The sequence below is a fragment of the Staphylococcus sp. GDB20D11A genome (assembly GCF_016893255.1).
GTDB lineage: Bacteria > Bacillota > Bacilli > Staphylococcales > Staphylococcaceae > Staphylococcus > Staphylococcus aureus.
In genome coordinates, this window is sequence record NZ_JAFEPJ010000034.1 from 1 (window position 1) to 10,793 (window position 10,793).

Genomic DNA, 10,793 nt, shown 5'->3' on the forward strand with positions numbered 1-10,793 from the left:
CTTTGAAGGGAGCATTTCATATACTGAACATTGGTCGCTTTATTTATTAATTCGATATGTAGCTTAGCTATTAATTTTTTTCAGGTCATCCTTAATGCTGTCTATCTCAGACATGGCACTTTTAACCCAATCTCCTTGAGCTGCGCCTTTAAAATTAGCTTTAAAAGCTTCGCAATGTTGCGCCATTTGTTCAATTAATACTTTTTCTTCACCTTTTAATCCATTTTCAATATCTTTGTATTTATGCTTATGTTCAGGTGCAATAACTGTGCGAATATTTTCTTTTTGAGCATTCATTTTAGATATGAGATTAAGTGTTTCTACTGTAGTACTTATATCTGGCATTCTTAAGGTCATATCTGGTTCTATTAGAGTCATTTAATCTCCTCCAAATTATCAGTCACTTAGTTTATCTAACTGCTTTTCATAAGACTTTTTTAAGTCTTCTTTATATTCTTCTAATTTCCATTCTTGCTTTCTAATTATCTCATTGATTTCTTGCTCATACGCTTCTATATTTCTCGTCATTTTCCTTTGTGCATCTTCACTATAATTCATTTCGTGTTTCAAATATTGAAAAACATCATAACTACGTTCATTTTCTTTTCGAGTTCTATGCCTAAGTTCATTTAAATTTTGCAGTTCATTCTCTATACGTTTTTTCTCAGATTCATATGATTCTTCTAATTCATTTTTATTATTAATTTGATTAAACATCATAGTAATCCACCTATTTGTGATGCAAGCACTTGATCTTTATCAACGATTTCATTAATACTGAGTCTAACTCTCATAATATAATTTGATACAGAAGACCCTATCGTTGAAAGTTGTCTTTCTTTTGCAGATATCATTTGTTCAGGTTCTCTTACCATACTACTTTCATTCACTTGACCTTCATCTAAAGCATTGAGAACTTCATTTACACTCAAATCTTCACCTACAGCTTTTCCAGCTTTTTGAGCGTCTTCCCAATTTTTTTCAAATTTCTTTTTCTTTTCATTATACATTTTTTTGATTTGATTAATTTCATCGTCTATCAGTTGACTGAATGACTGCGCAATTGTTAAAGCTGTTAAACTTTCTAAAACTTTCTGCTGCGAAGAAGATAATCCTCCTCCATTTGCAGTCATCATATTGGCTCTAAGTAATTCTATACTAGCTAATTTAGAGATAGCATTATTTGAATGCTTTACAAATGACTTATTATTTTCTTCTGCATAACCTTTTAGTTTTTTAAGTTCTTTTTTTATAGCTTTTTGTTCTTCTTTGGTTAAAAACCCTTCCATTTCATGACCTTTACCATTTTTAAAGACGATATCATTACCGAAAAAAACATAATGCTTATATTTCTTCAGATTTTCTGTCAATTCATCATTTTCTGCAACAAATCTAGTAATATTACCTTTATAATTCTTATATAATTCTAATAAACGTTTTCCATCTGGGGAATTAGGATTCAAACTAGTTATAGAAATAGGAGCTGGATTATAAACCACAATGTTCGGAATACCATTACTCATTCCTAGAACTACCGCATCTCTTCCACCTAGTGAATGTCCAGTAATAAAATCAATGTCATACTTACTTTTTATTTTATTTATAAATTCTTGTGTATTCGCATATCTATAGTTTTGATCAGATGCAGGAGAATATAATATTTTAATATCTGCATATCCATCTTTAACTGTTTCCAAAGCATTGGTAACATTTTGTCTTGAAAATTCACCTTCTTTTAACTTTTTAAAGGCTTCGCCTTGTATATTAGTCCCAGTCATCCCAAGAGTTACTTTGCCTGTATCTTTATTTAAAAAAGCAGAAGTTGTTACTCCATTAAGAGAATCAGTGTAACTATCAACATATTCAAGATTAGAAGGGAATTTACATCTGACTTTAAACCTTTTATTTGCCTTCCAATGCTATCATTATCAAGATTATGTAGATGTGCATTCTCAAGTTCATAACTAATTTTTGAAACAGCTGTAGTTTCTTCAGTTACAACATTTATATTCCCTGTTTTTATTTTATATTTATCTTTCATCATTATTCACCTTTGCTGGTTTATAACTTAAAAATTCAATGACTGATAATTTGCTGTTTTCACGTTTTGAAAAGTCAATTTCTAACTTTCTATAACCTACAGAACTACCTTTCAGGTTCCCATCAATATGCATTTTTAATATAGGTGATTTTTCAGTCGAAATATTATAACGACTTCTTAATTCCTTAACTATTTCATCTTTATTGCTCATTTTGTATTCAACATCATAACTAGGAACATTTTCATTAATTGAAACATCGCCATTATTATATTTTTTCAATTCTTTAAGATTTGCATATTGACCGAAAAATTTAAAGTTTTCTATTTTCTGCTTGAGCTTATCGTCTTTTACTTCATCTAATAAAATAATCTTATTATTTTTCATTTCAATTTTATAATTCTTTTCATCTGGTAGTTTACCATTCCGGTAAAATGTAGTAACAAAATAATGGCCTTTAGCGGTTCTAGTATTCCTATCCAGATTTAAAACCATACCTTCATCATTCAATTCACCCGGTTTATTACTTTTGGCGAAATCTGTATATATCGTCCACATCCCTTTGTCACCTTTTTCAAATTCGCCATCTCGATAGCCTTCTTTGTCATATAGTTCCTCGAGATTCTTAATTGGATACATATCTAACGTTTTCGCAAAACTCTTTTTGATTTGTTCTTCTTTTGAATCTTCTTTTGATTTTTCTGCAGTATCGCTTGAACTATTACAACCAATTATAAAAATGCTCAACACCATAATGCTTATGTACAATACTACTCTTTTTGAATTCCTCATTTTTTCACTTCTCTCTATCATGTTAATATTTGTTGAGCACTATCAACCTTTGTGTTATTTTTAGTCACTTGGAATTAAGTTTAATCCATCTGAAAAATATATATTTTCTTTTTTATTTTCTAGAAATATAAATTCAATTTCCTTATATCCAACTGAAGACCCTTTCAAATCTCCCGAACCTTTCAACAACAATTTAGGCGCCTTTTCTGTTGGAATATTATATCTTTTTCGTAATTCTTTAACATTATAATCATCATTTTTCAGTTGATATTTCGCTGAATAAATAGGAGCTTCAGAATTGTAGGAAATGTCACCATTTTCATAATTCTCTATTCCTTTAAAACTGCCATATTGCACAAAAAACTTAAAGTTTTCAATTTCCTTTTTCAACTTTTCATCTTTTATCTCCTCATTTGGAATAATCTTATTGTTTTTCATTTTCACAGGATACTTTTTTTCTGTTTCTCTTTCATCAAGACTTTTTCTTGAATCTATCTCTTCTATTGAAAAATAACCAGTTGTGGTCCTAGTATTTCTATTCATGTATAATATCATGCCTCTTGAAGTTAAACTTTTACCTTTTGGTTGAATTATCATTTCAGATCTAACAACCCACGTCCCTTTGTCTCCCTTTTTAAATTCGCCATCTCGATATCCTTCTTTGTCATATAAATCTTCAAGATTTTTGATTGGGTACATATCTAACGTTTTCGCAAAGCTCTTTTTGATTTGTGTTTCTTTTGAATCTTCAGGAGTGTCAAATACGCCACTGCAACCTGACACTAATAGAATTAAGACCGATGTACCTATACACAACGCGCATTGCCTAAAATTATTCATTGTCCGTATCCCCTTTTTTCATCATAGTTAATAGTCCTCACTTGGGGTAAACTCCAAACTATCAGTAAAAAATACATTCTCTTCTTGATTCTCTACGAAGGTAAACTCAATGTTCTTATGTCCGATTGACGAACCTTTTAAATCTCCAGTACCTTTCAACAACAATTTAGGAGCTTTTTTGGTTTGAATATCATACATTTTACGTAATTGTTTTACATTATAATCATCTTTACTTAATTGAAATTTAGCAGAATAAGTAGGTGCTTCTGAGTTATATGAATAATCACCATTTTGATAATTCTTTAATCCTTTAAAATCACCATATTGTGAGAAAAACTTAAAGTTTTCAATTTCTTTTTTTATGCCTTCATCATTAATTGGACCAATCGGTATTATTTTATTATTTACCATCTTTACTGGATAACGCTTTTCTTTATCTTCTGTCTTTTTTAATGTATCGTTACTTGTTACATCTACAATAAAATATCCTTTTGCCGTTCTTGTATTTCTATTTAAAAATAGATACATACCTCTTGATCTCATAATTTTACTTTTTGGCTGTTTAACCATTGCTGAACTGATAACCCAAGTCCCCTTATCGCCCTTTTCAAATTCACCATCTCGATATCCTTCTTTATCATATAGATCCTCGAGATTCTTAATTGGGTACATGTCTAATGTTTTCGCAAAGCTCTTTTTGATTTGTGTTTCTTTCGAATCTTCTTTTGTTTCATCACTTTTGTCACAACCTGCTACAATAACTATTAAAATCAAGATACTTATGTACAATGCAAAACTTTTTAAATTTCCCACCATTTCACGTCTCTCTGTTTTAGAATTATTTCTACATCTAATAAACTTTAGCTATCTTCATCAGACGGCCCAAAATTCACAAAATCTCTAACAGCTGTTTCTTCGTCTTTTACTTTTGAAAAATTAAATTCTATATTTTTGTATCCAATTGAACTACCTTTTATGTCACCATCTATATGTAATTTCAATACTGGAGATTTTTTTGTTGTAATTGGATAAACTTCTCTAAGTTTTTTTACATTTTCATTACTATTATTCAATTTAAATTCTGCTTCATAGCTCGGTACATTTTCATTAGTTGTTATACTTTCGACTTGATAATTTTTTAAATCTTTAAAATCCGCATACTGACTAAGAAATTTAAAATTTTCAATTTTTTGTTTAAGTTTTTCGTCTTCTACATTATCCAAAAGAACTATTTTATTATTTTTAAGTTCAACATGATATTTTTTTTGATGCTCTTTTTCATTAAATTCATCATGAACTTTGCTCGTGTAATAATATCCTGTTGCCTTCTTTATATTTCTATTTAAAAATAAAACCATGCCTTCATCATCTATCTCACCTGGTTTGTTACTTTTAGCAAAACTTGTGAGTAAAGTCCATGTACCTTTATCTCCCTTTTTAAATTCGCCATCTCGATATCCTTCTTTGTCGTATAAATCCTCTAGGTTCTTAATAGGGTACATGTCTAACGTTTTCGCAAAACTATTTTTGATTTGTGTTTCTTTTGAATCTTCTTTTGTTTTATCACTTTTGCCACAACCTGCTACAATAACTATTAAAATTAAGATACTTACGTACAATGCAACCTTTTTTAAATATCCCATCGCTTCACGTCTCTCTATTTTATACTTCATTTATATTCTCTTTTCATATAAATAATTAATTATTTTGTATATTTCTCTTTTACGTTACCAAAATATACATATACAATCAATTTAATTTCTTAATTAAATTTGTACTTATTATTATGTTGCATTATTTTTTATTATTGTTTCATTTGATTTAAACCCTTTTTGAAATCAAGGTTTTAGTAGGGAAAATCCATAAGCATCGTATTAAAGATTAATTGCATTTAAACAATATTTGTCACTTTAACTATTTATTAAAAATTATTAAATCGACTTAATAAACGTAATTTTCTTAATATTCAGTGTTATGATGGAGTTACATTTTTTAGAGGAGTGATAGATATGAAAGTTAAAAAGGTTTTAGTAGCTACGGCAATGGTAGGTGTTTTAGCAACTGGCGTTGTTGGATATAGTAATCAAGCAGATGCGAAAGTTTATTCTCAAAATGGACTCGTACTACATGATGATGCAAACTTCTTAGAACATGAATTAAGTTATATCGATGTGTTATTAGATAAGAATGCTGACCAAGCTACAAAAGACAACTTAAGATCATACTTCGCCGATAAAGGACTACATTCAATCAAACACATTATCAACAAAGCTAAGCAAGACGGCTTTGATGTTTCAAAATATGAACACGTAAAATAAATTCAATAACGCTTTGTAACAAAGCACAAAAAACAGCTCAATGACGTTGAAGTCAGTGATTAACTCACTAATTTCATTACATCATTAAGCTGTTTTATTTTATTAATTATTTTTCTAATTTTGGTGTTGTACGTTCAACTTTCTTTTCACCTAATGGATAGAACCAAGTTGATGGATTACCTTGAACATCATAGCCGACAATTTTATCACCATGTAATTTATGATATGCAGGTGTGTTTTCAAGTTTTTCTTCAAATTCACGTTCTTTCTTTTCTTCCGGAGATTCATAAACATCGATATATTTAGAAACGAATCCTTGATGTAATAGGTCTCCAGTAATAGGTTTAACTACTGCAAAATTCAATGTTTCTCCATTTTGCAATCTGAAACCAGCTTTTTCAGCATCAAAGCTAAATTTACCATTTTCATCTACTTGAATATCAGGAAACAGTTGTGCTTCACCTAACTCTGAATATACTTTTACTACTGCATTTGCGAATTTAGTCTTACCTTTAATTACTTTAGTACCTTCTTTATCAAGAATACCTTTACCTTTTTCTGTATGATATAAGCTTCCGTAAATTTCATCTACATGTAAATCTTCTTTAACATCTTTCAATACTTTTACTTTTTCCACTTTAGTATGGTCATATTTAGTTTCTGCTTTATCAATATCTTCTAAACTCGTTACCTTAGTTTTGAAAATTAATGACTTCAATGCTTCATCTTCATCATCAGGTGCAAATGTTAATGAGATTTCATCATTTTTCTTTAACTCTAAATTATCAAAAGGATTTTTTTTGAAATCAAAATCAAAATATCCTTTTTCATTAATAGGCATCCAAACCCCATCGGAACTAGCTTTAGTATCTTCTTTACTAATTCCATCTTTAGCTCTTTCTTCAAAATTAATAAATTTATTATTAATAGATAGAGCAACTTTACCTTTTACAGAAGTATGACCTTTAATAATACCTGAACCTTCAGTAATAGGTTCAATGAAAACTTGGTGATGTCCATCTTTTTCTTTTAGTTGTTCTTTCGGTATTTCATACGCTTTTTCATATCGTGGTGTTGTAACTTTTTGAGTAGCATCATTGCTTTCTTGTTCTTCTACTTCTGTCTCTTCGTCTTCTTCCTCTAATCCTTCCATTGATGATGATGTCACTTCAATCTCTTGATTATGTACAATTTTTCTGTTTTTTAGAGGATATTCAAACGTTCCATCATCTTTAGATGTTATAAATTCGCTTCCTTCACTATCAACTGAACTCACGTCTTTTTTATCAATACTTAACAAGATTAATTGATTCGGTAATGTAGTACCTGTTACTTTTTGAGCTCCTGGTTTGATAGGATCTAAATTAACAAAATTCTTTTTTGTTTGGTCCGAACTTACTTCTTGATTGTTTTGAACTGGTTGCGATTCGGCTTTGATTTCTTCAGTTGCATTTACCTTTGGATTCTTAACAGTTTGGCTACCTTCAGATGCTTCTGCTTGTCCGTTTGTCATTATATACAACATAGTAATTGCAACAGATACTAAACCGACTTTCATTTTACGTAACTTAAAATTTTCTCTCATGATATACTCCCTCGAATAATATTATAAATTCACTTCAATTTTCTCTATATTTCTACCATCAATCACATCACCCATACGGTGAGTTTGTAACTTTTTATTTAATTCAAACGTGTAGAATCCACCATCTTTCATAGTAACTTTAATTTTACTGTCTTTAGGTTCTGTATTATACAGACCGTTATTGTCGATTAAGTGCTTTCTTAATTTAAAATCAAGTTCTTTTAATGAGATATTCTCTTTATCTATACTGTAATAAGATGAAGTTACAGTTTCAGTATTACTACTAGTTTTTTTAGTTATTTGCATGTTCACACTTTTGACATTATCTATGTTATCTTGCTTATTAGAATACGTTATTCCTCCATTAGAATTTGTGATACCTGATCTGTCGGAATTTTCTCTGACCACAAATACATCAACATTAGATATTTCTTCATCGTCATTAAATTCTAGCTTTTCTTTACCTGTTAGTGTCACATCAATTTGTTGATTGTGATATATGAAAGTAACCTTGTTCCCTTCCTTATATCCTCCTATATTTTTCAAATCAAAACTTTGTCCTTTATAATAATCTTTTAAATCTTGAGTCGCTTGTGATCTAGCCTCTAATGTACTTGCTTTTACTGGCTGAGCAGTAGTTGTAATCATCCCTGTTGTTAAAATCCCTAGTGCTAAACTTGCTTTAGCAATATTTTTTAATTTCATAATTCTATGCTCCCAATTTTTAGTCTATTTGATTTATTCTATTACGCAATACGAACAATCCTCATTCATTATAATGAGCAACGGTCGTGCTTCACATTAAACTTACTTTAACTAAAAATTAATCATTATTAAGTAATTTAATAAATAGTTAACTAATATCATTCAATTCCTATCGATCTACTCTCTTTTATTTACGAATAACACTTTATCTCAACTTAATCTTTATTTAACTACTTATTCTGTACACAATTTCGACACAAAAAAGACACCGTGCTTTCACAGTGCCTAAATTTAATGTTCGTATTTGATTTACTTTGATTTTATAATTCTGGTAATTGAAACCAATTATTAAGAGTATAAGAAAAACACCATTATTACTTTTAAAACAAGGTCCTGTAGACTTAAATAAACATCTTTTGAAGTAATGCCTTTTTGCGTTGTTTAAGTAATTCAATCACTTGTTTCTGAATTTTTATTTTGTTGTCTACTTTTTTAATGAATTGACCGATTTTTTCCTGTTCTATATAAATAGGACGTGGTACTTTCATATTAGCAACCATGTCTTTTCTAACTGAATCAACTGATGTCTTCGCACTATATTTCTTTGTTTCTTTTAAAAAGTTTTGTGAAAAATAATAAAATAACAATAATCCATAATAATTCTTAAAGTCAGATATTTTGTATACTCTTTGATGATAATCAAATTTCCCATTTACATAGTGGAAAACTTTACCTACGCCAACTCCATCTCCTACAGTTAAAATAGCCTCTCCTTCATAACTAAAAGTATTAATTTTATAAACTATCGGAGATCTAACGTAAAAATCATAACTCCCATTAGTAATGGCATCTTTTGTATCTTTCTTTCCTGTGTTAATTTGAGCAATTTCTTTTATAGTAGTTTCTTCCCACTCCGGATAATCATCTCCATTCTCATCCTTAAATCGCAATTCTTGTGAGAAGATTTTCTGTATATAGCCTTTTTTCTGTTGTTGAAGTAATTCGATTTTTTGTTCTTCTAATTCAATTTGTCGGTCGAGTTTGCTGAAGAACTTGCCTACTTTTTGTTGTTCTAATTCACTTCGTGGTATTAATACATTCAAATTTAATAAACTTTTTTTGATATACCAAGTACTGATATTCCTGTACCTTGCTGTCTAATGAATTTTTTATAACTCAGAGTTTTTGTGTAAAAAATCAAAAAATTAGAAATTGCATTGTTAAGCGGTCTAAATAGGTGTGTATGTAAGCCAGAAATCAATGAATTCGGTTTGAAATCTATCATAACTGCTTTTCCTAGGTCACTATAATCTTCTGATGCATCCGCAAAAACAATGTCTCCTTTTTGAATCAACTCAAATACAGCTTTCTCAATTATATTAGGGATATTACCATCACTATCTAAGACTGTTTTAAATTTTGAATGAATATCACCATAATGAATATGTTTAGTTTTACCGTTTCCTTCTTTAGCTCTCGAAAAAGAATAACTTTTTTGAAACAGGTCAAGATCCCCTAACTTCTTCTCTTCCCATTCGCCTTCAAACCCTGGGAATCTCAACTCTGGCACATTTTTCGTTTGTGTATTACTCATCTTTCAACACCCCAAGTTCTTTCAGGTATGCATTGATTTCTTGTTCAATTTCTGCGATTTCTTTGTCGATATTTTTCAAATCTTGTTGGACTTGATCTAAATCAATTGGCGCTTCTTCTTCGAATGTATCGACATATCTCGGTATGTTTAAGTTGTAATCGTTATCGGCAATCTCTTGTAATGTCGCGCTGTAGCTATATTTATCAATCGTTTCTTTACGCTTATATGTGTCTATAATTCGTTCGACTTGGGCATCGCTTAAATGGTTTTGATTTTTTCCTTTTTCAAAATCATTGGATGCATCGATAAATAACACGTTGTCGTCTTGTTGGCGACATTTTTTAAACACTAAAATACATGTTGGAATACTTGTCCCATAGAAAATATTGGCTGGTAAGCCAATCACGGCTTCTAAGTAGTTCTTTTCTTCAATTAAATAACGACGAATGACACCTTCTGCAGCACCACGGAATAAGACACCATGTGGGAGTACAACTGCCATGGTACCTTCATCATCTAGGTAATGTACCATGTGTTGAATAAAGGCAAAGTCTGCTTTAGACTTTGGCGCAAGTTTACCGTAACCACTAAATCGTTCGTCATTTTCAAATTTTGAATCTGCTGTCCATTTCGCACTATATGGTGGATTCGCAATAACCGCATCAAATGTATGGCCTAAAAAGGCTGGATTTTCCAACGTGTCATCATTACGGATATCGAAATTTTCATAACGTACATCATGTAATAACATATTCATACGCGCCAAGTTGTATGTGGTATTGTTACGTTCTTGACCGAAATAACGATACACTTGTGTCTCTTTACCAACACGTAACAACAATGAACCTGAACCACATGTTGGGTCATACACGTGACGTAATTTATCTTTACCATCTGTGACAATCTTCGCCAGTATCTTA

At 30.3% G+C, this 10,793-nt stretch carries 10 protein-coding genes and 2 pseudogenes; 1 reads left to right on the forward strand and 11 read right to left on the reverse strand.

Annotation, left to right across the window (positions count from 1 at the left end; translation table 11 throughout):
- Nucleotides 1-63 precede the first annotated feature (63 nt).
- From JV528_RS13475 to JV528_RS13505, 7 genes and pseudogenes are all read right to left on the reverse strand, one after another.
- The gene (locus JV528_RS13475; RefSeq protein ID WP_000172546.1) at nt 64-378 is read right to left on the reverse strand and encodes a hypothetical protein; all 315 of its coding nucleotides are present in this window, start codon (nt 376-378) and stop codon (nt 64-66) included.
- An 18-nt stretch (nt 379-396) separates the two neighbouring features.
- Complete coding sequence (locus JV528_RS13480) at nt 397-720, reverse strand: hypothetical protein (RefSeq protein WP_000971498.1); 324 nt, start codon at nt 718-720, stop codon at nt 397-399.
- A pseudogene (locus JV528_RS13485) lies at nt 717-2,044 on the reverse strand (hypothetical protein). The gene JV528_RS13480 and the pseudogene JV528_RS13485 overlap by 4 nt, the downstream one beginning before the upstream one ends.
- Nucleotides 2,031-2,831: a tandem-type lipoprotein gene (locus tag JV528_RS13490; protein WP_196931810.1), complete on the reverse strand. Its 801-nt coding sequence runs from the start codon at nt 2,829-2,831 to the stop codon at nt 2,031-2,033. The pseudogene JV528_RS13485 and the gene JV528_RS13490 overlap by 14 nt, the downstream one beginning before the upstream one ends.
- A 60-nt stretch (nt 2,832-2,891) precedes the next feature.
- Nucleotides 2,892-3,671, reverse strand: a complete 780-nt coding sequence (locus JV528_RS13495) for a tandem-type lipoprotein (RefSeq protein WP_196931809.1) — start codon at nt 3,669-3,671, stop codon at nt 2,892-2,894.
- A 27-nt stretch (nt 3,672-3,698) separates the two neighbouring features.
- Entirely contained in the window at nt 3,699-4,487 is a 789-nt protein-coding gene (locus JV528_RS13500; RefSeq protein ID WP_239469959.1) for a tandem-type lipoprotein, read from the reverse strand.
- 44 nt (nt 4,488-4,531) lie between these two features.
- Nucleotides 4,532-5,314 carry a tandem-type lipoprotein gene (locus tag JV528_RS13505; RefSeq protein WP_041204354.1) on the reverse strand — a complete coding sequence of 261 codons (783 nt, stop codon included), beginning with the start codon at nt 5,312-5,314 and terminating at the stop codon, nt 4,532-4,534.
- Between the two features lie 366 nt (nt 5,315-5,680).
- Between JV528_RS13505 and spn the strand changes: the two genes are divergently transcribed.
- Complete coding sequence (gene spn, locus JV528_RS13510) at nt 5,681-5,989, forward strand: myeloperoxidase inhibitor SPIN (RefSeq protein WP_000865204.1); 309 nt, start codon at nt 5,681-5,683, stop codon at nt 5,987-5,989.
- A 106-nt stretch (nt 5,990-6,095) separates the two neighbouring features.
- On the opposite strand, the gene JV528_RS13515 is transcribed toward spn, so the two are convergent.
- The 4 genes and pseudogenes from JV528_RS13515 to JV528_RS13530 form a co-directional block, all read right to left on the reverse strand.
- Nucleotides 6,096-7,574, reverse strand: coding sequence for an FKLRK protein (locus JV528_RS13515; protein ID WP_001208905.1), 1,479 nt, complete (start codon nt 7,572-7,574; stop codon nt 6,096-6,098).
- Between the two features lie 21 nt (nt 7,575-7,595).
- Nucleotides 7,596-8,279 (reverse strand): superantigen-like protein SSL11, encoded by a 684-nt coding sequence (locus JV528_RS13520; protein ID WP_000769154.1) that lies wholly within the window; start codon nt 8,277-8,279, stop codon nt 7,596-7,598.
- A gap of 401 nt (nt 8,280-8,680) precedes the next feature.
- Nucleotides 8,681-9,873, reverse strand: a pseudogene (locus JV528_RS14920) (restriction endonuclease subunit S).
- Nucleotides 9,866-10,793: type I restriction-modification system subunit M (locus JV528_RS13530; RefSeq protein WP_204177643.1), on the reverse strand; the 928-nt coding region annotated here is incomplete at its 5' end. The pseudogene JV528_RS14920 and the gene JV528_RS13530, both read right to left, overlap by 8 nt.

Bases quoted from the DNA above. Each gene is read 5' to 3' on its own strand.
- JV528_RS13480 (WP_000971498.1), bottom strand. From the start codon at position 720: ATGATGTTTAATCAAATTAATAATAAAAATGAATTAGAAGAATCATAT.
- JV528_RS13515 (WP_001208905.1), bottom strand. From the start codon at position 7,574: ATGAGAGAAAATTTTAAGTTACGTAAAATGAAAGTCGGTTTAGTATCT.
- JV528_RS13495 (WP_196931809.1), bottom strand. From the start codon at position 3,671: ATGAATAATTTTAGGCAATGCGCGTTGTGTATAGGTACATCGGTCTTA.
- JV528_RS13500 (WP_239469959.1), bottom strand. From the start codon at position 4,487: ATGGTGGGAAATTTAAAAAGTTTTGCATTGTACATAAGTATCTTGATT.
- JV528_RS13475 (WP_000172546.1), bottom strand. From the start codon at position 378: ATGACTCTAATAGAACCAGATATGACCTTAAGAATGCCAGATATAAGT.
- JV528_RS13490 (WP_196931810.1), bottom strand. From the start codon at position 2,831: ATGAGGAATTCAAAAAGAGTAGTATTGTACATAAGCATTATGGTGTTG.
- JV528_RS13520 (WP_000769154.1), bottom strand. From the start codon at position 8,279: ATGAAATTAAAAAATATTGCTAAAGCAAGTTTAGCACTAGGGATTTTA.
- JV528_RS13505 (WP_041204354.1), bottom strand. From the start codon at position 5,314: ATGGGATATTTAAAAAAGGTTGCATTGTACGTAAGTATCTTAATTTTA.
- spn (WP_000865204.1), top strand. From the start codon at position 5,681: ATGAAAGTTAAAAAGGTTTTAGTAGCTACGGCAATGGTAGGTGTTTTA.